Source organism: Morganella sp. Je.2.23 (genome assembly GCF_051129855.1).
Lineage (GTDB): Bacteria > Pseudomonadota > Gammaproteobacteria > Enterobacterales > Enterobacteriaceae > Morganella > Morganella sibonii.
The window spans coordinates 1797374-1821719 of the sequence record NZ_JBCPSQ010000001.1; the positions used below are offsets into that span (position 1 = coordinate 1797374).

General features: G+C 49.3%; 33 protein-coding genes and 1 tRNA gene. 26 read left to right on the forward strand and 8 right to left on the reverse strand.

All coding sequences use genetic code 11. The annotated features are described in order from the left end of the window. Positions 1-3: 3 nt before the first annotated feature. The 13 genes from AAZR23_RS08870 (at position 4) to AAZR23_RS08930 (ending at position 7034) form a co-directional block, all read left to right on the forward strand. Positions 4-468 carry a head completion/stabilization protein gene (locus AAZR23_RS08870; RefSeq protein WP_275902658.1) on the forward strand — a complete coding sequence of 155 codons (465 nt, stop codon included), beginning with the start codon at positions 4-6 and terminating at the stop codon, positions 466-468. After that, positions 465-668, forward strand: a complete 204-nt coding sequence (locus AAZR23_RS08875) for a tail protein X (protein ID WP_048822504.1) — start codon at positions 465-467, stop codon at positions 666-668. The genes AAZR23_RS08870 and AAZR23_RS08875 overlap by 4 nt, the downstream gene beginning before the upstream one ends. A gap of 20 nt (positions 669-688) precedes the next feature. Then, on the forward strand, positions 689-1006 hold the full coding sequence (locus tag AAZR23_RS08880; RefSeq protein WP_171819740.1) for a phage holin, lambda family: 318 nt from the start codon (positions 689-691) through the stop codon (positions 1004-1006). Between the two features lie 3 nt (positions 1007-1009). Beyond that, positions 1010-1435 (forward strand): structural protein, encoded by a 426-nt coding sequence (locus AAZR23_RS08885; protein ID WP_275902659.1) that lies wholly within the window; start codon positions 1010-1012, stop codon positions 1433-1435. Beyond that, positions 1432-1980, forward strand: coding sequence for a DUF2570 domain-containing protein (locus AAZR23_RS08890; protein ID WP_275902660.1), 549 nt, complete (start codon positions 1432-1434; stop codon positions 1978-1980). The genes AAZR23_RS08885 and AAZR23_RS08890 overlap by 4 nt, the downstream gene beginning before the upstream one ends. Then, positions 1958-2395, forward strand: a complete 438-nt coding sequence (locus tag AAZR23_RS08895; protein WP_186726689.1) for a phage tail protein — start codon at positions 1958-1960, stop codon at positions 2393-2395. Before AAZR23_RS08890 ends, AAZR23_RS08895 begins: the two co-directional genes overlap by 23 nt. After that, on the forward strand, positions 2382-2999 hold the full coding sequence (locus tag AAZR23_RS08900; protein WP_101924427.1) for a phage virion morphogenesis protein: 618 nt from the start codon (positions 2382-2384) through the stop codon (positions 2997-2999). The genes AAZR23_RS08895 and AAZR23_RS08900 overlap by 14 nt, the downstream gene beginning before the upstream one ends. A 69-nt stretch (positions 3000-3068) precedes the next feature. Further along, positions 3069-3707: a phage baseplate assembly protein V gene (locus AAZR23_RS08905; protein ID WP_275902661.1), complete on the forward strand. Its 639-nt coding sequence runs from the start codon at positions 3069-3071 to the stop codon at positions 3705-3707. Further along, positions 3704-4045 (forward strand): GPW/gp25 family protein, encoded by a 342-nt coding sequence (locus AAZR23_RS08910; protein ID WP_101924425.1) that lies wholly within the window; start codon positions 3704-3706, stop codon positions 4043-4045. The genes AAZR23_RS08905 and AAZR23_RS08910 overlap by 4 nt, the downstream gene beginning before the upstream one ends. A gap of 2 nt (positions 4046-4047) precedes the next feature. Then, entirely contained in the window at positions 4048-4956 is a 909-nt protein-coding gene (locus tag AAZR23_RS08915) for a baseplate assembly protein (RefSeq protein WP_275902662.1), read from the forward strand. After that, a complete protein-coding gene (locus AAZR23_RS08920; RefSeq protein ID WP_275902663.1) occupies positions 4949-5557 on the forward strand; it encodes a phage tail protein I in 609 nt (202 codons plus the stop codon). The genes AAZR23_RS08915 and AAZR23_RS08920 overlap by 8 nt, the downstream gene beginning before the upstream one ends. Further along, positions 5554-6651, forward strand: a complete 1098-nt coding sequence (locus tag AAZR23_RS08925) for a phage tail protein (RefSeq protein WP_275902664.1) — start codon at positions 5554-5556, stop codon at positions 6649-6651. The genes AAZR23_RS08920 and AAZR23_RS08925 overlap by 4 nt, the downstream gene beginning before the upstream one ends. After that, the gene (locus tag AAZR23_RS08930; RefSeq protein WP_015422859.1) at positions 6651-7034 is read left to right on the forward strand and encodes a tail fiber assembly protein; all 384 of its coding nucleotides are present in this window, start codon (positions 6651-6653) and stop codon (positions 7032-7034) included. The genes AAZR23_RS08925 and AAZR23_RS08930 overlap by 1 nt, the downstream gene beginning before the upstream one ends. Positions 7035-7082: 48 nt before the next feature. Here AAZR23_RS08930 and AAZR23_RS08935 read toward each other — a convergent pair whose 3' ends face one another. Continuing rightward, positions 7083-8198, reverse strand: coding sequence for a hypothetical protein (locus tag AAZR23_RS08935; protein WP_275902665.1), 1116 nt, complete (start codon positions 8196-8198; stop codon positions 7083-7085). A gap of 168 nt (positions 8199-8366) precedes the next feature. Between AAZR23_RS08935 and AAZR23_RS08940 the strand changes: the two genes are divergently transcribed. The 8 genes from AAZR23_RS08940 to AAZR23_RS08975 all read left to right on the forward strand — a co-directional run bounded on the left by AAZR23_RS08940 (position 8367) and on the right by AAZR23_RS08975 (position 15154). Next, positions 8367-9539, forward strand: coding sequence for a phage tail sheath protein (locus tag AAZR23_RS08940; protein ID WP_275902666.1), 1173 nt, complete (start codon positions 8367-8369; stop codon positions 9537-9539). Between the two features lie 2 nt (positions 9540-9541). Then, entirely contained in the window at positions 9542-10057 is a 516-nt protein-coding gene (locus AAZR23_RS08945) for a phage major tail tube protein (RefSeq protein ID WP_275902667.1), read from the forward strand. 14 nt (positions 10058-10071) lie between these two features. Beyond that, entirely contained in the window at positions 10072-10380 is a 309-nt protein-coding gene (locus tag AAZR23_RS08950; RefSeq protein WP_275902668.1) for a phage tail assembly protein, read from the forward strand. Between the two features lie 14 nt (positions 10381-10394). Further along, positions 10395-10511, forward strand: coding sequence for a GpE family phage tail protein (locus AAZR23_RS08955; RefSeq protein ID WP_048822514.1), 117 nt, complete (start codon positions 10395-10397; stop codon positions 10509-10511). After that, positions 10508-13255, forward strand: a complete 2748-nt coding sequence (locus AAZR23_RS08960) for a phage tail tape measure protein (protein WP_275902669.1) — start codon at positions 10508-10510, stop codon at positions 13253-13255. Before AAZR23_RS08955 ends, AAZR23_RS08960 begins: the two co-directional genes overlap by 4 nt. 8 nt (positions 13256-13263) lie before the next feature. Then, positions 13264-13746 (forward strand): phage tail protein, encoded by a 483-nt coding sequence (locus tag AAZR23_RS08965; RefSeq protein ID WP_275902676.1) that lies wholly within the window; start codon positions 13264-13266, stop codon positions 13744-13746. Next, positions 13743-14852 (forward strand): phage late control D family protein, encoded by a 1110-nt coding sequence (locus AAZR23_RS08970; protein WP_275902670.1) that lies wholly within the window; start codon positions 13743-13745, stop codon positions 14850-14852. Before AAZR23_RS08965 ends, AAZR23_RS08970 begins: the two co-directional genes overlap by 4 nt. 83 nt (positions 14853-14935) lie before the next feature. Continuing rightward, positions 14936-15154, forward strand: a complete 219-nt coding sequence (locus tag AAZR23_RS08975) for an ogr/Delta-like zinc finger family protein (RefSeq protein WP_275902671.1) — start codon at positions 14936-14938, stop codon at positions 15152-15154. Positions 15155-15329: 175 nt separating this feature from the next. Here the strand turns inward: AAZR23_RS08975 and AAZR23_RS08980 are convergent, their stop codons facing one another. Together AAZR23_RS08980 and yejK are read right to left on the reverse strand one after the other, a co-directional pair. Next, on the reverse strand, positions 15330-15878 hold the full coding sequence (locus AAZR23_RS08980; RefSeq protein ID WP_046025103.1) for a hypothetical protein: 549 nt from the start codon (positions 15876-15878) through the stop codon (positions 15330-15332). 581 nt (positions 15879-16459) lie between these two features. Beyond that, complete coding sequence (gene yejK, locus AAZR23_RS08985; RefSeq protein WP_025152633.1) at positions 16460-17464, reverse strand: nucleoid-associated protein YejK; 1005 nt, start codon at positions 17462-17464, stop codon at positions 16460-16462. A 232-nt stretch (positions 17465-17696) separates the two neighbouring features. Between yejK and AAZR23_RS08990 the strand changes: the two genes are divergently transcribed. The 3 genes from AAZR23_RS08990 (at position 17697) to AAZR23_RS09000 (ending at position 19873) form a co-directional block, all read left to right on the forward strand. Beyond that, entirely contained in the window at positions 17697-17924 is a 228-nt protein-coding gene (locus tag AAZR23_RS08990) for a YejL family protein (RefSeq protein ID WP_046894895.1), read from the forward strand. 27 nt (positions 17925-17951) lie between these two features. Continuing rightward, positions 17952-19721, forward strand: a complete 1770-nt coding sequence (gene yejM, locus AAZR23_RS08995) for an LPS biosynthesis-modulating metalloenzyme YejM (protein WP_434691955.1) — start codon at positions 17952-17954, stop codon at positions 19719-19721. A gap of 75 nt (positions 19722-19796) precedes the next feature. Next, positions 19797-19873, forward strand: a tRNA-Pro gene (locus AAZR23_RS09000). A gap of 116 nt (positions 19874-19989) precedes the next feature. Here the strand turns inward: AAZR23_RS09000 and AAZR23_RS09005 are convergent. Next, a complete protein-coding gene (locus AAZR23_RS09005) occupies positions 19990-20127 on the reverse strand; it encodes a DUF4113 domain-containing protein (protein WP_348770439.1) in 138 nt (45 codons plus the stop codon). 71 nt (positions 20128-20198) lie between these two features. Between AAZR23_RS09005 and AAZR23_RS09010 the strand changes: the two genes are divergently transcribed. Then, positions 20199-20813, forward strand: a complete 615-nt coding sequence (locus AAZR23_RS09010) for a pyridoxamine 5'-phosphate oxidase family protein (RefSeq protein ID WP_166708184.1) — start codon at positions 20199-20201, stop codon at positions 20811-20813. A gap of 280 nt (positions 20814-21093) precedes the next feature. Here the strand turns inward: AAZR23_RS09010 and AAZR23_RS09015 are convergent, their stop codons facing one another. Together AAZR23_RS09015 and AAZR23_RS09020 are read right to left on the reverse strand one after the other, a co-directional pair. Beyond that, entirely contained in the window at positions 21094-21558 is a 465-nt protein-coding gene (locus AAZR23_RS09015) for an OB-fold protein (RefSeq protein WP_434691958.1), read from the reverse strand. A 463-nt stretch (positions 21559-22021) separates the two neighbouring features. Further along, entirely contained in the window at positions 22022-22498 is a 477-nt protein-coding gene (locus AAZR23_RS09020; protein WP_046894891.1) for a cold-shock protein, read from the reverse strand. A gap of 188 nt (positions 22499-22686) precedes the next feature. On the opposite strand from AAZR23_RS09020, the gene AAZR23_RS09025 reads away from it, so the two are divergent. After that, on the forward strand, positions 22687-23052 hold the full coding sequence (locus AAZR23_RS09025) for a hypothetical protein (RefSeq protein ID WP_434691960.1): 366 nt from the start codon (positions 22687-22689) through the stop codon (positions 23050-23052). Here the strand turns inward: AAZR23_RS09025 and AAZR23_RS09030 are convergent. Together AAZR23_RS09030 and AAZR23_RS09035 are read right to left on the reverse strand one after the other, a co-directional pair. Continuing rightward, positions 23027-23461 (reverse strand): hypothetical protein, encoded by a 435-nt coding sequence (locus AAZR23_RS09030; RefSeq protein ID WP_434691963.1) that lies wholly within the window; start codon positions 23459-23461, stop codon positions 23027-23029. The genes AAZR23_RS09025 and AAZR23_RS09030 overlap by 26 nt on opposite strands. Positions 23462-23474: 13 nt before the next feature. Next, on the reverse strand, positions 23475-24227 hold the full coding sequence (locus AAZR23_RS09035) for a TSUP family transporter (protein ID WP_243846837.1): 753 nt from the start codon (positions 24225-24227) through the stop codon (positions 23475-23477). Positions 24228-24346 lie beyond the last annotated feature (119 nt).

Here is a 24346-nt window from a genome sequence, read left to right on the forward strand (position 1 = left end):
CCGATGGACTTCACATCAGACAAAACAACAGACATAGCGGACGAAACACTCAGCAGCGGGGATTTCTTCCCGGATATCAGCCTGCGGAATTATCAACTGTCGATGCTGACTGACGGCAAAGTGACCACAGAACGGTTACGGCACGCACTGGTCAACGCCATAACGGAAGTCAACCGTGAGCTGGCAGGCTGGAAACGGTCACAGATTGCCGCCGGGTTTGCCTCACTGGAGGCGGTACCGGCCGACCACATCAATAACGACAGTGAACTGATGCTGCTTTACCGCCGGGCGGTATACAGCGGGGCAAAAGCGACACTGACAGAGCGTTACCGCGACACTGACACCACCGACAGCGGCGAAAAGAAAGCCGCCGCCCTGAGTGAAACGGTGGATGACCTCTGGCGTGATATGCAGTGGGCTATCCAGCGTATCAAAGGTGAATCGCACAACATCTGTGAACTGATATGAATGTCTTTGCGTTGCAGGGTGAAACCCTTGACGCCCTGTGCTTCCGGGTGCTCGGGCAGACGGCCGGTGTGGTTGAGCGGACACTGGAGCTGAACCCCGGGCTTGCCGGTCACGGTGCGGTGTTACCGCACGGAACACCGGTTGAACTGCCGGATGTGACGGAACAGCCGCAAAAAACAATGATCCGGCTTTGGGATTAATAACACCTCCACAAAGGGGGATGGGTATGAAAACGATGAAAGAACACTGGGCTGACATTCTCGACACACTCAAAAACGCCTGGCCGCAGCTGTCCGGCGTGGCGATAGCCATTTTTATCCGCTATGCCTGCCTGATTTATGACGGCGACACCCGTAAAAACAAGTGGGCTGAATGCCTGCTGTGCGGTGCGCTCTCATGGGCGATTATCAGCGGCGCGGAGTTTATCGGTATTCCGAACGGTGCCTCCGGCATGATTGGCGGCGCGGTCGGGTTTTTAGGTGTTGAGAAGATACGCGACATTGCACACCGCATGATTAATAAACGACTGGGAGACTGATTCATGTCACGAGGTATCCTAAATAATAACCCGGGCAATATCCGGCACAGTAAATCGAAATGGCAGGGTTTGGCCGGTGTACAGGCTGACAGTCAGTTTTGTACGTTTATTTCGCCTGAATATGGCATCCGTGCCCTGATGAAACTGTTACGCACCTACTCAAAATACCGGGGAAAACCGGAGATGGGATGCGGAAAAATTGATACCGTGGAAGAGATTATCGAACGCTGGGCACCGGCTGCGGATAATAATCACACGGAAAACTATATTACCCGTGTCTGCAAAGAGACCGGCTTCCGCCGTGATGCCTGTTTAGACCTGCACGACAAAGACACCGCTGTCGCTATGGCAAAGGCCATCATTCAGGTTGAAAACGCCTCGCAGCCTTATGCTGCTGATGTATTTGAAAAGGCGTACGCACTGTTATGACGACCAAAGCCCGCATTATCACGCTGTTATTCAGCCTGCTGATTGCGGGCTTATTATCATTCAGCCTGAAGCATTACTACGACAAAGCCGGACGGCTGGCCGGTGAAAACACCGCGCTGAAAAAAGACCTCGGCCGGCAGGCCGGGATTATCACCGCGCAGTCATTTGAATTTAACCGCTTTAACCGGATAGCGCAGGCGGCAACGCAGAATAACATCACGCAGCGTGCCGCCTCGGAGGAGCGCCAGATTGAATACCGCACCATTCTTAAAAACAATCCGACCTGTGATCTGCCTGTGCCTCACGCTGTTTCTGACGGCCTGCTCCGCGACACGCACCGTCTACGTGCCCGCACAATGCACCCCGCTTCCGGACTCGCTGACAAAACCGGTGCCGCCGTCCCTGCCGCCCGGACTCTGACTTACTGCGAACTGCCGTTGTGGATTGATTTGCTGATCGCGGATCTGGATGAGGCAAACACGCAACTGGACGGCATCCGCGCCGCCGAAAAGGCAAGACAGCATGAACAAACTCAACAGCATTAAAGACACCCTGTGCCGGAAGATTCCGTACCTGAAAGAGAACCCGGAAAAACTGTATCTGTTCGTGGATGACGGCGGCATTTTTGCCACCAATGAACCGTCGCTCTCCTACGAATACATTTACAGCCTGAATATTATTCTTGAAGCCTTTCCCGGTGATCAGAATATTGTGTTTGCCGTGGTGGTCGAATGGGTAAAACAGCACCAGCCGGATATTCTCGCCAACCCGGACAAACGCGCCAACGGTATACGCTTTGAGGCTGATATTCTCAACAGTCAGACCGCCAACATCAGCATTGACCTGAAACTGACAGAGCGGATTATTGTTTCTGTACAGGACGGTGCGTACCGCGTTGAAGCGGTGCCGGAGCCGGAAAATCCGATGGACAGCTGGGAATACCTGAATGTCAGAAAATAGTCTTGATGCCCTGAATCATGAACTCGCCGGGCTGCTGGCCCGGGTCAGTCCTGCCGAACGGAAAAAGCTGTCACGGGCGATTGTCCGTGATCTGCGCAAAAGCCAGATAGCCCGCATCCGTGAACAGAAAAACCCGGACGGCAGCGCCTATACCCGGCGTAAGGCACAATTTATTACCGTACAGCGGGAAATGCGTTTTATCTGGCGCGGGCGCGAACGGCGGCTGAAGAACTGGCAGCAGAACAAGCGTCTGATCACCGGCACTGACATTGATAAGAATGCGCAGCGCTCATTCCGCAAAGGTGATATTCAGCGGTTCACGGCCATTAAAAAAGACCGGATAAAAGTCAAAGGCAAAAGCAAACAGACCCGCATGTTTAAACGCCTGGCAACCGTCCGTTATATGCGCGTGTTCTCCAATGAAAACGAGGCGGCGATCTTCTTTGCCCCTGCCGCCGCTAACATTGCCGCAGTACACCAGTTCGGTCAGAAAGAACGGTTACGCAACCTTGATATTCAGTATCCGCAGCGTGAACTGCTGGGCTTCTCGCCGGATGATGCCCGGCGGATTGAAGCGGCCATTATCGACTTCCTCGCATCCTGATGTTGTATCTGACGGACATACAACACGGAGCCGGTGCATTAATCCCCGGTTCGGTGGCAGGCTGTCCCCATGAGCGCAAACAACCAAATCGCGGAACTCCTCCGCCTGATCAGAAATATTATCCGAACCGGCGTTGTCACCGCTGTTAAGGTCGGTCGCGGCTGTCGTGTGCAAACCGGCGATCTGGAAACAGACTGGTTGCCGGTCGTGACACTGCGTGCCGGAACTGCCCGCAGCAGTTGGATGCCGTCTGTTGGTGAACAGGTGGTTATCCTGTCTGTCGGAGGCGAACTGACCACGGCGGTTGTACTGCCGGGGCTTTTTTCTGATGAACATAACGAGCCGACCGCCTCACTGACAGCAAACCACGTTACCTATCCTGACGGCGCGGTGATCGAGTACGAACCGGCGACCGGCGCACTGAAAGCGACCGGCATCAAAACCGCGCTGATCGACGCCGCCGACAGTATTACCGCCACGTCACCGGTCGTGATTGTGAATGCCAGTGAAAATATCCGGTTTATCACCCCGACGGTTATCTGCTCTGACAACCTGACCTGTGCCACGCTGAACGTGATGCAAGGCGGTGAAATGTCCGGCAGCTTTAAACACACCGGCGGGACATTCTCCTCAAACGGCGTGGTGATTGATGGACACAACCACGGCGGTGTGGAACGCGGCGGAAGCCGGACGGATGGTCCGCAATGAAATATTACGGATTTAATGCCCTGACCGGCAGCGGTATCACGGATATTGAGCATCTCCGCCAGTCGGTGCGCGACATTCTGACAACGCCGGTAGGCTCCCGTATTGCCCGGCGTACTTACGGCTCCCTGATGTTCCGCCTGACCGATCAGCCTGACAACAAAGCGCTGCGGCTGCAACTGATGTCTGCCTGCTATTCCGCCCTGCTGCGCTGGGAGCCGCGGATTCAGATCCAGCAACTGACGATTTCGTCCCCGCAGCCGGGCAGCATTGTGATCGACCTGTCCGGGGTGTACGCCGGAACCGGCCAGCCGTTTTCCTTTTCCGTGCCACTGAGGTAATCATGCCAACCATCGACATCAGCCAGTTACCGCCGCCAGACGTGATCGAAACGTTAGATTTCGAACAGATTTTTACTGAGCGTAAAGCCGCACTGCTGGCCTCTCTGCCGGAAGAACTGCGAGTGCCGGTCGCCCGTGTGCTGCAACTGGAATCCGAGCCGCTGACCAAGCTGTTACAGGAAAATGCCTACCGGGAATTACTGCTGCGCCAGCGCGTCAATGAAGCCGCCCGCGCCTGTATGGTGGCTTATGCCTACGGTGCAGATTTGGATCAGCTGGGCGCGAACAACAACGTTCCCCGGCTGGTTATCCGGGAGGCTGACGACACTGTAATCCCGCCACTGCCGGCCATTTATGAATCTGATGCTGATTTCCGGATGCGTATTCCGCAGGCGTTTGAGGGGATGAGTGTTGCCGGGCCGGTCGGCGCTTATGTTTTTCATGCACGCAGCGCTTCCGGGCTGGTAGCGGATGCTTCGGCCATCAGTCCGGAACCTGCCTGTGTGACCGTCAGCGTGCTGTCACGCGAGGGTGACGGTACCGCACCGGCTGAACTGCTGACCCTCGTTGATAAGGCACTGAATGATGAGAATGTGCGCCCGGTGGCTGACCGCGTGACCGTGAAATCCGTGGAAATTATCAATTACACCATTGATGCGGTGCTTTATCTGTTCCCGACACCGGAATCAGAGCCGATAGAAGCCGCCGCCCGGGAACGGATAGCGCGGTATGTGAAAGAGCAGCACCGCATCGGGCGTGATATCCGGCTGTCAGCTATTTACGCCGCCCTGCATGTTGAGGGGGTTCAGCGTGTTGAGCTGAAAAGCCCGGCAAAAGACATCGTGATCACTGACACACAGGCATCTTACTGCACTGATGTTGTGGTAACGGTCGGGGGTTCTGATGAGTAGCCGCCTGCTGCCGACTGGATCCAGTCCGCTGGAACTTGCCGCCGCACAAGCGTGCGCAGAAATACAGCGCGTTCCGGTACCGCTAAAAACCCTGGTCAATCCTGATACCTGTCCGCTTCCTCTGCTGCCGTATCTGGCGTGGGCGTGGTCGGTTGACCGCTGGGATGCAGACTGGCCGGAGCGGACAAAGCGGGACGTTATCAAAGCGTCAATGTTCGTTCACAAACATAAAGGCACCATCGGCGCGCTACGGCGTGTCGTGGAGCCGCTCGGCTATCTGATCAGCGTCACTGAGTGGTGGAAAACCGGCGACCGGAACGGGACATTCCGCCTGACAGTCGGCGTGTCGGAAACCGGTATTACCGAAGAAACCTATTTTGAGCTGGAACGCCTGATATTCGACGCAAAGCCCGTCAGCCGTCACCTGCTGGGGTTGTCTATCAACCTGAGCACATCAGGACATTTTTACTGCGGTGCCGCCACCAACACCGGCGACACACTGACTGTTTATCCCTACATCCCGGAAACTGTCCGGGTGGAAAGCGCGGACTATTTTGGCGCAGCCCTGATAACCATTGATAAAGTGAGAGTAAACCCATGACAGCAAAGTATTTCGCTATCCTGACGAACTACGGCGCGGCACAGCTGGCGAACGCTGTCGCGCTGGGAACACAGATGAATATTTCCGCAATGGCGGTCGGTGACGGTGGCGGTATGCTGCAGGTTCCGGATCCGGCACAAACAAAGTTAGTCCGCGAAACCCGCCGGGCGGCAGTCAATCAGGTATCGATTGACGAGAAAAACCCGAATTTCATCATTGCCGAACAGGTGATCCCTGAAAATGAAGGCGGTTGGTTTATCCGTGAAATCGGGCTGTTTGATGATAACGGCGGTCTGATCGCGGTCGGCAACGCCCCGGAGACCTACAAACCGAATTTACAGGAAGGGTCAGGCCGGACACAGGTTATTCAGATGGTGCTGATGGTCAGCAGTACCCAGGCTATCACCCTGAAAGTGGATCCGTCCGTGGTGCTGGCAACGCGGGAGTATGTGACAAAAAGTGTTGCGGCAGCAATTCAGGAATCAGAGGCTAAATCTGCAAAAATTTACGCCACTAAAACTGAGTTAAGTTCAGGGTTATCGGGTAAACAGCCGACAGGCGACTACGCAACCAGGACGGAATTAAATAACGGTCTGTCAGGTAAGCAGCCAACCGGCGACTATGCCACAAAAACAGAAGTAAACAGCAAACTTGCCAAAGACCAGAACGGCGCAGATATCCCGAACAAAGATACCTTTATCAAAAACCTTGGTTTACCGGAAAAGTTTCAACCAAAAGGAAATTATCAGCCAGCAGGGGATTACCCGTTAGCAAGTACGGTATTTTGTGTAGGGCAAAAATGGTACGGCATGACATCACAGAGAAAGCTGGACACGGTATATAAAAATAATACCGGGAAAGGCATTTACGTTTCTGTTTGCCTGGCATCAGATGGCGTAGCAGGGTTGGTATCAATGAAAATGTATGCTGAAGACGTGCCGGTAGGTACATTTCAAGTGCAGGTGCTCGGGGAAAATGGCCGGTATACATACGCAACCGTATCAGCGCCTATACCAGCCGGATCATCATACTATTTGACTGTGCCAGCGGCAGAATCAAAGTTAAATATTAACTCATGGTCGGAGCTACGATAATGTACACAGAAGTCATAGCGCAACGTTATTTTAAAGATAGTGATGGTAAAGCCCGGTGCATTGATATTATGCCGATGAATAAAGATACATGGGAATCTGAAATACCGGAGGATTGGCACCCCATCAGTGAGAAAGAGGCGGATAAAATCGCCAATCCGCCGCTGACAAAAGAACAGCATATGAAGCAGGCTGAAGCGAAAAAACAGGCATTGATTGCGGAGGTCAACGCCGAAACTCAGATGCTACAAACAAAACTCGCACTTGGCCGCATTAAAAATGATGAAAGGGCGCTGTTGAACGCCTGGCTGGATTATCTGGATCTGCTGGAAGCCGTAGACACATCCCTCGCGCCTGATATCGATTGGCCGGTTAAGCCGCAGTAACATAAAAAGGGGTGTATGCCCCTTTGTAACTAAAAGTACAGCCTGAATTTATATATTAATATATTGCACATATCCAGAATCCATTTTTTCGGTTACTTTTATAACATATGACATCTTGCTTATTATTTCACCAATCACATTATAGGATGGATGTCCATAAGTATTATTAGTTCCAAATGAAATAGGGCAGTACATTATTTTAGATTGTAAGAAATCAGAATTAAAATTATGCAAAGAACCATGATGTGGAATCTGAACAGTTCCTACTGCGTTCCAATAACTCCCAAACACTTTCGTTATATCAAATTCATTTAAATCAACGTCACCAGTAAAAACACAAGCCACTCTATCACATGGGAATTCTATGTAATGATCGCAAGACACAAGGTATCTAAACAATGTTTCATGATCTAAATCATAATTAAAAATTGAATATTTCCTACTAATATCATATGGTCCGGAGTAAATCACTAATGAATTTTCATTTATATCACCATTAAGAGACTCATATATTTTTTTAATTTTATTCTTACTTTTTGTATCAATTAATTTACGCAATGTGCTAAGAGAGTCTGTTTTTAACTCACTGACATTTAAACCTGCTTTTTTTAATTTACATTCTAATTCTTTACTTCTTGTTTTATTTTCAATATTAAATGGAATAAAACACCAGTTATAGTTAGCACTATTGTACCCCATTTTAATTTTTGTCCCACTAGCTATACGCTCAGATAAATCATCATATAATATTGGATTCTCGTCTGGGTTAAATTCTTTTCCTCCTGATGGTTCAATATATGTGAATTTAGTTTCATTACCAAAAAATACCTTAGGGTCATTTACCATATGATAAATATCAGCATCATCTATTCCATAAGTAGCGCTAATTAATATTTTTTGTTCACTACTTAGCAATGGCATCACTACACGTTCAATTGATTTCACTGTATCTTTTAGTGTTTTTATTAATGAGATATGATCATAATCCAAATGTGATACAAATAATATGTTAATTATATCGTCTTTTGTGAAGCTTTGCCTGACAACTTCTTGAGAGTTTTTTGTTTTCCATCTATTTCCACAGTCATAAACCATATTAAATTTTTCATGTTTTTCCGCATAAAATGCACCTTGTCCTACGGGAAAAAAAATTCTTGTTATCATATTAAAATACCTATTCTATTGAATATATCTAAAGAACATTAACTGACTATCGCTATTTAATAAAGAAAGAATGCTTTGTTGTACAACCTTCTCCTACAACACCAACAGCACGACACCGCGCCATATCAATAACACCATAGAAAGCACCAAAAAGAGGAGCTTCTTTCTATGGCACAAGATTATCATCACGGCGTGCGGGTCATTGAAATTAATGACGGCACACGCCCTATCCGCACGGTCAGTACGGCAATTGTCGGCATGGTCTGTACCGCTGACGATGCGGATGCAAAACAATTCCCGCTGAACAAACCCGTTCTGGTGACGGATATCCGTTCCGCACTCGGCAAGGCCGGGGATACCGGAACGCTGGCGCACTCCCTCCAGGCAATCAGCGACCAGACAAAACCGGTAACAGTTGTTGTCCGTGTCGAACAGGGTGAAAGCGAAGCCGAAACCACATCAAATATTATCGGCGGCACCACTGACGACGGGCGCAAAACCGGTATGCAGGCGCTGCTTGTCGCAAAAGCACATACCGGCGTTAAACCCCGCATTATCGGTGTTCCCGGACATGACACGCAGGCAGTAACCTCAAAACTGGTCACGATTGCACAGACGCTGCGGGCATTTGCCTATGCCAGCGCCTACGGCTGCCAGACCATCCCGGAAGTACTGGACTACCGCAAAAACTTCAGCCAGCGTGAACTGATGCTGATTTACCCTGATTATCTGTCGTGGGATTCCGTCAAAAATGCAGAGGCCACTGCTTACGCAACAGCGCGGGCGCTGGGACTGCGTGCAAAAATTGACGAAGAAATCGGCTGGCACAAAACACTGTCAAACATCGGGGTAAATGGTGTAACCGGTATTTCCGCAGATGTATCGTGGGAGTTGCAGGACCCGGCAACTGATGCCGGTCTGCTGAATGAAAACGACATCACCACACTGATCCGTGAAGACGGTTTTCGTTTCTGGGGTTCCCGCACCTGTTCTGATGATCCGCTGTTTGCCTTTGAAAACTACACCCGTACCGCGCAGGTACTGGCCGATACCATGGCAGAGGCGCATATATGGGCGGTTGATAAGCCGATGACCCCGACACTGGTCAAAGACATGATCGACGGTATCAACGCCAAAATGCGCAGCCTGACGACTCAGGGTTATCTGCTCGGCGGTGAGTGCTGGTTTGATCCGGATGCCAACAGTAAAGAAGAGCTGAAAGACGGGCAGTTAGCGATTGATTATGACTACACACCGGTACCACCGGCTGAAAATATCAAACTGCGTCAGCGTATCACAGACAGATACCTGATGGACTTTGCATCAAAGATTAAGGGGTAATCATGGCCTTACCGCATAAACTGAAAAACATGAACCTGTTTTTCAACGGCGACAACTGGCAGGGGAAAGCCGAAGAAATCACCCTGCCGAAACTGACCCGCAAACTCGAAGCCTACCGTGCAGGCGGCATGAACGGTGCTGCCCACGTTGATTTAGGGCTTGAAGATGATGCGCTGGGGATGGAAATGACCCTCGGGGGTATGGAAGCACAACTCTATAAACAGTGGGGCATTGCCGAAATTGACGGTGTGCCGTTGCGATTTGCCGGGGCCTATCAGCGTGACGATACCGGTGAGACCATCGCTTGTGAGGTGGTCGTGCGCGGTCGCTTATCTGAAATCGACCCGGGCAGTGCCAAACAGGGCGATAACACCCAGGTGAAATTCAGCTTTAAGCCGACCTATTACCGGCTGGTCTGGAACGGTGCTGATCTCATTGAGATTGATGTTATCAACATGATTGAAAAAGTGGACGGAAAAGACCGTCTGTCAGAACAACGTGCCGCTATCGGGCTGTAACAGGAAAAATATAAATGACTGAATACGTTAATAAAACATCGGCGGTTGTTGAACTGGATGAACCCATCAAACGCGGTGATACCGAGATAACCAGTGTCACTATCCGCAAGCCGAAATCAGGCGCTTTGCGTGGGGTGCGTTTACAGGTACTGATGGAAATGGATGTCATCTCCATGACAGAAGTGTTGCCGCGTATCACTGATCCTGCACTGACGAAGCCGGAAATTGGTGCGATGACGCCGGGTGACCTGCTCAATATGTCGATTGAGGTGGTTAATTTTTTGCTGCCGAAGTCGATGCAGGCCGATTACCGGAACGATTAACGGTCGATGATTTGGTGGCAGATATTGCCGCCATTTTCCACTGGACACCCGCTGACACGGCGGAAATGAGTCTGACAGAATTAATTGAATGGCGTTATCACGCTTACAAACGCAGCGGTAACAGTGAATGAGCAGAAACCTCCGTTTACAGGTCGTGTTAAATGCCGTCGATAAATTAACCCGGCCGTTCCGCAGTGCGCAGGAATCCAACAAACGACTGGCGGGCGCTGTCCGCCAGTCCCGCGATGCACTGAAAGACCTGAACCGTCAGGCCGGACAAATTGACGGCTTCCGTAAAACAAAGCAGCAACTCACCGAGACCCAGCAGGCCTATCAGGCGGCAACACAACGTGCCGCCGCCCTCGCCCGCGAAATGAACGCCTCCGGCAATCCGACCCGGCAACAGGCCGAAGCACTCAAGCGCGCGCAGCGTGAAGCCGGTCAACTGAAAAACCGGTTTGAACAACTCCAGCGATCCACCCAGCAACAGCGCTCGGCCTTACAGGCTAACGGCATCTCGACAACCCAACTCGGACAGGCTCAGCGCCGCCTGAACAGCGACATTGCCCGCACCACTCAGCAACTGCAACGGCAGGAACAGCAGTTGCGCCGCAGCGCCGAACAGGAGCGCCGGATGGCAGCGGCCAAGGGCAGCTATCAGAAAACAATGGATGTCCGGAATAAAATGGCCGGTACCGGCGCGACAGCGATGGCGACCGGCGGCGCGGCGTTATATGCCGGGAAGAAATTTATGGCGCCGGGCTATGAGTTTGAAACCGGCATGTCAAAAGTGCAGGCATTAACACGGCTGAATAAAAACTCGGAAGAGTATAAAGCGCTGCGTGAACAGGCGCGGCAACTGGGGGCGACCACGGCATTCACGGCAAACGAAGTGGCACAGGGGCAATCATTCTATGCCATGGCCGGGTTTAAGCCGGAGCAGATACAGAACGCCATGAAAGGCACCCTGTCGATGTCCCTTGCCGGTGATATCGACCTTGCCACCACAGCCGATATCGGGTCAAACATCCTGACCGGCTTTAAGCTGAACTCTGACGAAATGAACCGCGTCAGTGATACGCTCGTTGCCACCTTTACCCGGTCAAACACCAACCTGAATATGCTGGGCGACACGATGAAATATGTCGCGCCGGTCGCGTCCGGGCTGGGCGTTGATTTGGAAACCGCCGCTGTAGCCGCCGGTAAGCTGGGCGATGCCGGTATTCAGGGCAGTATGGCCGGGACCAGTCTGCGATCTATTCTCGGCCGTCTGGCTGAACCGCCGAAACAGGCCGCTGATGCGCTGAAAGAACTCGGCATCAAAACCCGTGACGCCAAAGGCAACCTGAGGGAACTGCCGGAAATCCTCACCGAACTGGATAAAAAAACAAAGAAAATGGGTACTGCGCAGCGTGCGGGGTACTTTAAGCACATCGCCGGAGAAGAGGCATTCTCTGCCCTGTCGGTGCTGACAGACCAGGCAGGCAGCGGCGAGCTGCAAAAAATGATCGCCGAAGTCAAAGCGGCCAAAGGTGAAGCTCAGAAAGTGGCCGATACCATGACCGATAACCTTGACGGTGATTTAAAAAACCTCGCCTCAGCATGGGAAGATGTCGGTATCCAGATATTCGGCGGTGTTGACAGCCCGCTGCGCGATATCGCGAAATCCATTACCGATATTATCAGTAAGGTCGGGGACTGGGCGAAACGCAATCCGGAGCTGGCGAACACACTGACGAAAATCGCCCTGGCGCTGGGCGTGATCCTCGCCGTGGGCGGCGCGATTGTTCTGATGCTGGCCGCGATGCTCGGGCCGGTCGCGATGCTGAAACTCAGTATGTCGGTTCTCGGTATCAAGGGTGCCGGTGCGTTTGGCCTGCTGGCTAAAGGGCTGAAAGCCGTCGGGCTGGCCTTATTCAGTATCGGGAAAGCCCTGCTGACGAACCCGCTGTTTCTTGCCGCCGCCGTGATCGCCGGTATCGCCTACGCAATATATAAAAACTGGGACTCTGTCGCCGCGTTCTTTAAGAAACTGTGGGCGGATATTGTCAGTGCCTGTGATGCCGCATGGAAATGGATAGGCAGCATCATCAGCAGAGCATGGGAGGGAATAAAAAACTATTTCCTGAACTACACTCTTGTCGGACTGATTTATAAAAACTGGGACGGCATCAAGAAATACATGTCTGATCTGTGGGAAACAGTGAAAACCACCATCAAAACCAAGTGGGATCAAATCATCACGGATATTCAGAACCTCCCGGCCACCATGAAGCAGGCCGCATCTGACATGATAGACAGCGTTATCAACGGTATTAACGAAAAATGGACGGAGTTAAAAAATAAGTTCGGCGAACTTAAACAGATGGCAAAAGATGCCCTCACGCCGGACTGGTTAATCGAAGCCAAAAAAGACCCGAAATTTGTTAACGCCGTGGACGCCACGCAGAAAGCCACCATGTCCGGCGGCATCCGTAATGCCAACTGGACGATCCCGGACAAAAAATTTGCCGGGGCCTATGATTCCGGCGGACGTATTCCGCGCGGTCAGTGGGGTATTGTTGGTGAGAACGGGCCGGAAGTGGTGGACGGCCCGGCAAATGTGACCGGCCGGAAAAATACGGCAGCACTGGCAATGCTGGCACTGAGCACCCTTTCACAGCCGATAGCGGCGGTACCGGCACAAACCGCCGGCGGTTCTGTCAGCAGCGCGTATTCGTCACAGCAGAACGCCGCACCGATCATCAACATCTACCCGACACCGGCGCATTCCGCACAGGATATCGCCCGCGAGGTTGCCCGCCAGCTGGATGCGCACGCCCGCCGACAGCAGGCCAGCCGCCGCAGCGGGTACAGTGACACAGAGGAGTTTTAATTATGGCGATGGCTGCACTCGGCCTGTTCGTGTTTGAGCTGCGAACCGTGCCGTTTCAGGGGATGCAGGAAGAAAAACAATACCGGTTTGCGTATAACAGCCGGGTCGGAAAGCGTCCGTCCTGGCAATTTTTGGGGCTATCCAATGATCCGATTACCCTGTCCGGCACACTCTGCCCGGAAATCAGCGGCGGTAAGTTTTCCATGATGGCGCTGGAAGCCATGGCCGATAGCGGAAAAGCCTGGTCGTTTATCGGCGGCGAGGGAACCATTTACGGGATGTATGTTATTGAGTCCATCAGCAAAAATAAAAGTGAATTTTTCCACGACAGTGCAACCAGAAAGATAGATTTTACCATCAAGCTCACCCGCGTTGATGAATCGCTGTCTGAGATGTTCGGTGATATCAGCGCACAGCTTGACTCACTGACTGACACCATCAGCAGCATGGGTAATAAAATTTCTGACAGCATTACAGGGTTATTATCATGACGGATTTTTTCCTCACCGGTACCGAGTGCGCCCCGGCATATTCTCTTTCCGCCGGGTCCGTCAACATCAATGAGCGGATTCAGGGGCGGCTGATCTCACTGTCACTGACGGACAACCGCGGATTTGAGGCCGACCAGCTGGACATCGAGATCGATGATGCCGACGGCAAAATGATGCTGCCAAAGCGCGGTGAGGTGTTATCACTGCACTTAGGCTGGAAGAATGAACCGCTGATTTTCAAGGGTAAATTTACCGTTGATGAAATAGAGCACAGCGGCCCGCCTGACAAGCTGACCATACGCGGCCGCAGTGCCGATTTCCGTTCGTCACTGAACGCCAAGCGCGAGGTGTCCTATCACGAAAAGACACTGGGTGACATCATCACCACTATTGCAAAGCGGAATAACGTGGAGCCGGTGATCGAAAAGAAACTCGCTGAGATTAAAATCGCTCATATCGACCAAACCAACGAATCAGACGGTTCCTTTCTGGCGCGGCTCGGCAAACAGGAGGGCGCTGTCGCGGCCATAAAAAACGGTCAGCTGCTGTTTATGCCGCAGGGCAGCGGAAAAACCGCATCCGGCAAACCGATCCCGCCGCTGCTGATCACGCGGTCCGTCGGTGACGGCTACCGGTTTTCACTGGCCGACCGTGGCGCATATACCGGCGTTATTGCCTCATGGCTGAACACCCGCAAGCCAAAGAAAAAAGACGAAGTAAAAGTTAAACGCAAGCGGAAGACCAAAAAGAAAAGCCCGGAGAAAATCAAAAAGCCGGATGAGCCGCAGGGGGATTATCTGGTCGGTAACGAGGGGAATGTGCTGACGCTTTCTCACACTTACGCGAACAAAAATAATGCTGAACGGGCAGCGAAAGCCGCCTGGGAAAAAATGCAGCGCGGCGTTGCATCGCTGTCTCTCCAGTTGGCAAAAGGCCGGGCGGATATCTACCCGGAAATGCCGGTTAAAGTTCAGGGATTTAAGCCGGAAATTGACGGCGCAGAATGGATACTGACGAAAGTGTCGCACTCCCTGAATGACAGCGGATTTACATCTGCGCTGGAATTTGAAGTGAAAATCTCTGATGTTGAAATGGGTGACGGATAAAAACGCAAAATAATACTGCTTAAATCATCAGTGGTTGCTATAATTATCACAATATCAACATGATGATAAAAGGTAAGTCAATCATGATGAAATGTCCTCTTTGCGGCGAACTTGCCCGCACTCGCAGTTCCCGTGATGTCACCACTGAGACAAAAGAACGCTATAACCAGTGCACAAATATTAATTGTGGTGCAACGTTCGTCAGTCATGAAACTCTTTCGCGGTTCATTACAAAGCCTAATCTCATTAAAGCGGCTATTCCGCATCCCGGGGATAATAAGCAGGTATCGCTCAGTTTTTAATAAAACAAAGCCCCGGATTCCGGGGCTGTTGTTAATTTGTACCAGCTCAGACTTGAGCTGACAGTTTTCATAGTCAGCACACAATCAAATCTGGCAGTCTGCTTTGAGCAACTAACGACGCGAGCTTAGCTTGCAAGCGTCCGGGCGACCGTAGGGAGCGAATTTTATGGCCTTGTTACACGTTGAGCCTAGATACATGTTTAGCCAATTTTTCCTCAATCTGCATAAGCCGAAGAATAGGAGATTTTAACTCCTTTGTTTCTTTGGCGGCATACTCTCTAAGCTGTGATAAGCAGTTGAAATACGCTCGGTTTATGATTGGTTCAAGTTCAACACCAAATTCTGTACGTAAATTCTGCTGAATTTCTTCAATATCTCTCGTTTGGTTATTCTTTGCACCCACACCTTGGTTTTTGACTATGGGTGACCAAAGCATAAAATGCTTTTCATAGCCCTCGAAATACTTGTTTGCATATTGAATGTTTTTTCGGAACTTTTTGGTAAAGCGATTCACGTTGTCAGACTGGCAATCTTTGACGTACTGAAGACCCGTAACTAAATGGGTAGCGACCTCGCAGATATAAACAATTTTATTTTTAGGATTTATGCCAACAACATCAATTTCGCCCTGAACGTCTGGAGTATATAGGTTGTACTCAATGAAGTCACAGCCCAGAAAATATTTCAGATACTCTCCTACAATTTCTTCTCCTGGGTTTTGCACTCTCTCTCCTTAAAACGTGTAATACTTATTCGGCAAAAAGATCCATATTTAAGCACGGACTTTTCCACCTCTTTTAATTTAATGTGCAGAACACTACACCGCCTTTTTATAACTGACAAGAGGCTATAGGTTCGTCTGGTATTTGCATCTGCTACAAACACGGATTAATCCGTCTAAAAGCGGTGGCGATGCCCTGATGCGGACAAGATGTTTTTGCAGTGCCAAAACGTCTGCTTTTGGCACAGAGCTGCCTGTCAGATTAGATTTAGATCTGTGCCGTAGCTGTGTCAGGTTAAATCTGAGCTAATACAAATAATTCACTCACCGTTATTACCTCATGAAATGGATAAATATTATTCATACACAGCATATAGAGTGTGAAACGTGAGATTTAGCCAAATCTAACAAAATCATCACACGGAAAATATCAAAACAAGTAAGCCCCGGACACCGGGGCTTTGATCGCTATAATGCCGAATGTGGTCGCGATGTGGACATCGCCAGAAACAAATCCTTTTGTTTCATGCAGATAAGTCACTACTTACACGCCGCTTTTGCGGCGTTATTTATTTCTGCTCTCACTATCCTTTATTACCACGGCGCTGTAACTGATCCCGCAGATTCGGCGGAGTTCCTTTAATGGTCAGGGTATCCGTGGCCGCATCCCAGAAAATCCGCTCACCCAGCAACATCGCATCAAAATTAATGGTCAGCCCGCCGCCACTGCCGGCAAATTTTGTCAGCTGACGCAATGTACTGCGATCAGCCGGGAAAGAGTCTTCCAGCCCGTACTCTTTTTCCTGTGTAAACTGCGCAAAACTCTGCTCACCCAGCGGCGGCAGTTCTGCGGACAGTTCGGTCAGCTGAATCTCTTCACCGCTCTGCAACTGCTCTGTGCAGTAATCAAACACCTGTTTGCGGTAAGACTGACGCTCCTGTTTATCCGCCTGTGCTTCCTCGCAGTAATCATCCAGTGCCTGCAGCAATCCTTTGTTCTGGATTTTGGCATTAAAGCCCTCAGCGGCACCGAGAAAATCCATAAAGAAATCGGACACTTTACGCCCGACACGACCTTTAAGGAATGTCAGGTAACGGCTGGACTCCGGATTGGTTTCCCATTCGGTCAGATCAATGCGGGCAATAATATCCGCATGCGGGATATCCAGATAATGGGTGCTGTTGAGCTCCAGGCTCTCATTCACCAGCATGCTCTGGCAGTTGTCGAGTACCGCCACCAGCAGATATTCCACCGCCAGATAACGGTAGTGAGCAAATAACACCACGCCGCCCTGGGCAAACGGATATTTCGCCAGCTCATCCTTCAGGCGTACGGTTGCCGCGCGGGTAAAGGCATGAAACTCTTCCTCCCCCTGCCGCTGCAGACGCAGCGCCGCTGATAGTTCGCTCTCTTCATTAAATACACCGTACGCTTTGCTTTTCGCGCTGTAGACCCGGTGCAGTTCAGCCATCATTTCCTCAACAATGGCGGTTTTTTCCAGTGGTGTGTCCCGCAGCACCACTTCCAGTGTCTGTTCATCGCGTTTAATCAGCTGATGTAACGCAATCTGAATGATATCCAGACTCATCTTTCACTCCTTCGGCCTCGTTTGCGCGTATTCAAACATCGTTGCAATCTGTGCGCAAGTCACATTCACAGGAGAATGTGACAAGACAGGATAATCCGCGGCGCGCATACTGAAATTGACCGGTTACCTGCGTAACCGGACCCATAATTGAAATAATTTTCCGCAAAAAGCAGAAATACGGCCGCTCATCAGTTATGATATAGAGCTTTGTACAATCAGGATATCTACGTTTATGCCGCAATCATCCCGCTACAGTGATGAACACGTTGAAAAGTTACTGGCTGAGCTGGTCAGTGTGCTGGAAAAAAACCGGACACCGACCGACCTTTCTCTTATGGTGTTAGGAAATATGGTGACCAATCTCATCAATACCAGTGTTGCGCCGTCACAACGCGCGAATATTGCTGAATCCTTCGCCCGCGCCCTGCAATCTTCCGTCAGTGAAGATAAAGCGCACTGACCGCATTCCGGCTGACGACGAAACTCTATGGTAACGTATCGTCCGAAATACGGTGACAAAGTCTCCCAGATGATAAGCTGGGGGCACTGGTTCACCCTGTTTAATATTCTGCTGAGTCTCGCACTCAGCAGCCGTTACCTGTTTATTTCTGACTGGCCGGACACTCTGATTGGCCGTATTTACGCCATCACCAGCTGGCTGGGACATTTCAGTTTCCTGGCCTTCGCCCTGTATCTGCTGATTGTGTTTCCGCTCACGTTTGTGGTGATGTCACAACGGCTGCTGCGCTTTTTATCCGCCGCACTCGGTACAGCCGGGCTGACACTGCTGCTGTTTGATATCGGTATTTATGAGCAGTTCCGCCTGCATTTAAACCCGGTTGTCTGGGATCTTGTCGTCAACCCGGAGCAGGGGGAAATGGCACGGCGCTGGCAGTTTATCTTTATTGCGATCCCGGTTATTTTCCTGATCGAGATGTTGTTCGGTACCTGGAGCTGGCAGAAACTGCGCAGCCTCAACCGGCAAAAATTCGGTAAACCCGTCGCAGTGGTCTTTATCACCGCCTTTATTACCTCCCATATTATGTATATCTGGGCGGATGCTAATTTCTATCGTCCGGTCACCATGCAGCGCTATAACCTGCCGGTATCTTATCCGATGACGGCGCGTAAATTCCTGGAGCGTCACGGCCTGCTCGACAGCACCAGTTATGAACAGCAACTGTTGCTGCACGGCGACCCGACCGCGCAGGGCGTGGAATACCCGATCAACAAACTGACCTATGCAGACAACGGCAGCGGCTACAATTTACTGCTTATCACCCTCACCTCACTGAGCAGGGAGGATATCGATAACACGATGCCGAACCTCAGCCGGTTTGCACAGGAAAGCACACAATTTACACAGCACTACAGCAGCGAAATCAATCCGGAACGGGCACAATTCGGGCTCTATTACGGCATTTCCGGTACCTATTATGACGGCATCCTGAACGGACGTATCCCGTCTGCACTGATGTCTGCGCTGAGTGCGCAGAATTACCAGTCAGGATTCTTCTCAACCGAAAACTTTGCCTCCCCGCTCTTCCGCCATGCACTGCTGGCGGATTACAGCCTGCCGCCGCTGCGCAGCGGGCAGGACAACCGCGTGACAATGACTGCCTCTGCGGATGTGGCGGCAAACTGGTCACTCTGGCTGAAGCAAACCCGCAAAGATCAGCCGTGGTTTGCACTGATTAACCTCAGTACACCGTTGCCGGGCAGTCATTACGCCCCGGATATGGCAGAGATTGATAATACCCTGGGCACACTGATTCAGGATATCCGGGCCCGCGGAGAGTGGAATAAAACAGTGGTCATCATCACCGCCGGTGCCGGTGACAGCATGGAAAAACTGCAGGATAACTGGGTTACTGACGGCAAATTTAACCGTGACCAGTTGCGCGTTCCGCTGATCGTCCACTGGCCGGATACACCGCCACAAACCATCAGTAAACTGACCGCACATCCGGATATTATGGCAACCCTGATGCAGCGCCTGCTGCACGTCAGCAATCCGCCGGGAGAATACACACAGGGAGATGACCTCTTCACTGCTGTACGACGTAAGCCCTGGATATTTACCGGGGATAACAGCAATCTGGTGATTATCAAACCGGACTCAGCATCGCTGCTGACATCCCAGGGCAAATATCAGCGCTTTGGTGAGGATGATGAAAAAATCCGTAACGCCAAGCCGGATATGGCTGAATTGCTGCAGGTTCTGACAGAGCAAAAGCGCTTTATCGATACCCATTAACGGCAGGATAAAAAAAGCACAACCGAACAGCTCTGTCTTGCTTTAATCAAAGAAAACAGTAGTATAGACATCATTCGGCATGTAGCGCAGCCTGGTAGCGCACCGTCATGGGGTGTCGGGGGTCGCAGGTTCAAATCCTGTCATGCCGACCAGTATTTTTATAAGAAAACCAACCATTTATGGTTGGTTTTTTTGTGTCTGTAATTTAATGAGGGGTAATCCAGGGGTAACTCAGGGGTAAAACAGGCGACTAAATACCACTGCTGTTTCACCCCTTCACCACCGGCAACTGACTGAAATTTGTCGTGTATGCCGGTGACAATATTTCGCGCTTCATCTTGTACCCGCTGTCGCTTCCTGGTCCGCTATGAGCGAAAAGCGGACAAGAGGTATGATCCGAATTAATGTAATCTTCATTATTTGATTAGTCAGCCGGCTTAAAGTAAACACGGTCAGCATTAAACCGGAGATAGCGGTATGACGAACAAAATCAAAAACACAGAAGAGCTTGAAGCACTTTACGGTAAACCGGCAGAAGCCTCTTTATTGAAAGAAGTGAATTATATTCACCCTCTGTACCGGCCTTATATTGAATCCTCACCATTTCTGGCAGTTGCTACCTGCGGCTCCGATGGGATGGATGTTTCCCCCCGGGGGGATGCACCGGGATTTTTAGTGATTGAAGATGAGCATACACTGTTGTTACCAGACCGGCGCGGAAATAACCGTATTGACAGTATGCGTAACCTGCTGGAAAACAATCAGATTGCATTACTACTTCTGATACCAGAAGTAAACGAAACCCTGCGTATCAACGGTACAGCGGAAATTATCATTGATTCAGAGATTCTGGCACAATTCAGTGTAAACGGTGTACTGCCACGTTCGGTACTGCGTATCCGTGTGGAACGGGTCTTTTTTCAGTGCGGACGTGCCCTGATCCGCTCCGGATTGTGGCAGAGTAAATATCCGGCAGAAAAGGGAAAAATTCCGCCACCGGGGCAGATTCTCAAATCCATCAGCCGTGACGAATTCGATGGTGATGCGTATGATGCAGAGCTGCCGTCACGGATAGCGAAAACCCTGTACTGAATAGTACAGGGTAGGATTATTGGTAAAGTAAAAAATCAATAGCTTAATTTTTCTTTATTTTAATATTTGCATTAAAAATGCCTGCAAAAGTATTATTCACCGCTATTAGTGACGTTCTGTTCAGGATTCATTTAACTCATATCGAATATATTACCTGCCACCTAGTACTACTTTATTGCATTAATTTATTTGCCCGGTTGATTACCGGGCTTTTTTTATCTTCTGACCTTTTCCCTTTCTTCACTCTCTGTATATGGACAGCATTAACTTACACTGCTAACTACTGAATTGTTCCATTATCCAAGAGAATCAGGCAACCAAGTGCATCGGTGATATCCGTAATCTCACCTTTTATTTTTGCAGTTTGTCCTTTTTTAATTTTAAGAACATTCTTTTCTTCACTTGGTTTTAACGTATATGAGGCAGCATCTTTATTATTAAATTTAATAGCGACCACTTTAGGCGGGGTTGGTTTATAGAGATCATATCTGACTACCTCTTCTAAACTTGTGATAGTATTCACCTTTCCTTCGAAGATGACCCACTTCCCTCTCCATTTTTGCTTCGCTGATATTTCATTATCATCAAAGTCCTTACATACTTCTGAATAAGTAGTTTTAATTACTGTTGAATCCACCGAAGGGGATATTTGGTTTACAGCACTATTAACTGAGCGAATAGCGTCATTTATTTTGCATCCCGATAATAATGTAATTATGGTCAGCAGCAATATTTTGCTTTTCATATAAATCCCTTTATAAAACACAATCTTAACAATAAATTTATTGATTAAATAAGTCGACTCACCGATATCATTTATGAGCGGATTTTTATTTAAAAATCAGATACAAACAAGATAAACAAAAAAAATGGCTCCTAAAATTGTAGCGTTTCATCCGGTTATTTAAAATAAGAAAAATCCTGCCAGCCCGGAAGTTGACTATTATTAAGAAGGATAGTTTTGCAGATACACTATTATCATCATTCTTTCTTCATGTGTATAAAGCGGAAACGTGTAAAACTTATATAAATTTCTATCAGCACTACTCATAAGTGACGTTTACAGAGTTTTATAAAATTGATTGCTGATATCTGAGCTCCGGGTACAAAAAAACCGCCGGAGCGGTCTGTTTGGATTTCGGCTTTAGCCGGTTTAAGAAAACCAACCTGCTGCGGTTGGTTTTTTTGTACCTGTCATCTGCAGACAATCACACCTTAAGCATCTTCACCGTTTCATCAATATCTATTTCATCTTCTGAAAAAATCAGTGTGGTTCCGTGTTGTGTGGTTATCGCCAGTTTTTTCAGTGTGCGTGTTTCAGCCGGAGCGTCGGATTTTGGTCTGATACTGTTCATCAGTATTCCGACAGACAGCACCACATTATCTTTATCAATCCCGGTATTTGCTTCTTCTTCGCTGTAGACCACGAAAGATTTAATGGCTGTCAGCTTAATACGCTCTCCGGCAATGAAAATGTATTTACTTTCCGGTACCACTTTTACCGCATAGGCTGACAGCCCTTTGTTATTGGTAGTGGGCTCAAATGTCACGGCGGCATTTTTCTTAATCAGGTCAGGATTGGCGACCTTAACCACATGAAAATAACGGTTATCACCGTTTTCATCTTTGATAAACCCAAAACCCTTATCTTCAAACCACGTTGTGATTGTTCCGTTCATCGCCATTACCACCTGCTTAATCAATTATCTTCTGAGTTGTTACAGCGCGCAGTATAGAACACAATGCCTGCGCAGACCACGCCTTTGGTCTGAGCTGTCATTATGATGCTTACCGGGGTATCAATGGATAAAAAAGCCGATTGTGGCAATATATTCCGTAACTGACACTGACGCTCTACTCTGCGGAGATCATTTTGCTGCGATATACCCTGCTTTTTCTTTTAATAACCATGTCTGCCGCACAGGCGAAAATTGATATTACCGCGATCGGGCAGTGCAAATACAGCGGTCAGTTAACCCCTGAAGATATTGCCGGGCAACCCGGCGACGGTGAAATTCATCTTATTTACCGGACAGATACGGCCGGAAGAGCCTATCCGGTAAAAATAACCCAAAACACCTGTGATGATAAATGTACCGCACGGGATGCCATACGGGTGCTGCGGAAAATAAGATGTCCGCCTGCACCGCCCCGCTATAACCGCAAAATGATTATTAAATTTTACAGTGATACAGAAAAACAACCGGACAAATTTACGCCCGGCAATCTGATGGTTTGATATTTATCTGCATAACCCGGGTTCCGTCCGAAAAATAGTTATGCTGCAGCCCGGCGGGAAATGCCAGCTGCCATAACCGCATGATCGCTGAATCCTGACAATATTTTCCTGTCAGGATGCCCTGCATTTTATTTATCGCCTGCTCTTCTCTGAACAATTCCGGCGGCAGACCGGTAACCTGATAATTAAGAATAATCACGTTATTCTCACGGGTGACTTCTGTCAGAAGAGTATAAACATCAAACCGGATCGGCAGCAGCTGACTTTCATTTTTAATGATCATCGCCTGAAGTGCATCGTATTCTCCGGCCGTTTTTTTACCTGTTGTTGCTGTATCTGCCTGTGCAGAACTGAAAAGAAAGAGAGAAAAAAATAACATCCCTGCTTTGATAATGACATTATCCATCATTGTCCTGTCCCTGTTAAAAATACATATCAAATAACATTTTGGTACTGATCCCGGCAGAAACCAGAATAATCATCGGTTTTATCACTTTCAGTCCGGAACTCAGCACAACCCCGGCTCCCAGCCGCGCCCCGATAGCCTGTCCGGCAAACATCAGCAATCCCAGCGACCACATCATTTTACCCCCGGCGATAAAAAAGATAACGGATGAGGTATTGGAGGCCAGGTTCAGAAAATTAGAGTGAATCTGTGCTTTATCGATCCTGTATCCTAACAGCAGCATATAACTGATGGTATAGAATGTCCCGGCACCAGCTCCTAAAAATCCGTCATAAAACCCGACACCGCCGCCGCAGATAAATGAAAACATGAAAAAGGAAACACGCTGTTTTTCTTTGGATTTAGTGATATCAGGGGCAAAAATAAAGTACAGCGTGACCCCGATAATTAATCCCGGCAGTAATTTTTTCAGAAAAGTCGGATCAATAAACTGCACAAAAATTGTTCCCGCTGCGGCACCAAAAAAAGTGGTAATAAATACCCATTTATTATTTTTCAGATCAATCCGCCCCTGACGTAAAAAATAAATTCCGGATGTTAATGAACTGCCCAATGCCTGCATCTTATTTGTTGCCAACGCGTTAGCAGGGGGTAACCCGGAGATCAGAAGCGCCGTAATAGAAAGAAAACCACCGCCGCCGGACACCACATTGATAAATCCGGCAGCCACGGCAACAAAAAACATGACAATAAGAAATGTTATGCTCATGGAAAGACACTTTAAATTATAGGGATAATCAGTATATAAAAAGCACACATCTGAAAAAGTGATACCGCCCCTGCTGCCGGATATTTGGTATAATAACTCGTCATCATACTAAACAGGGT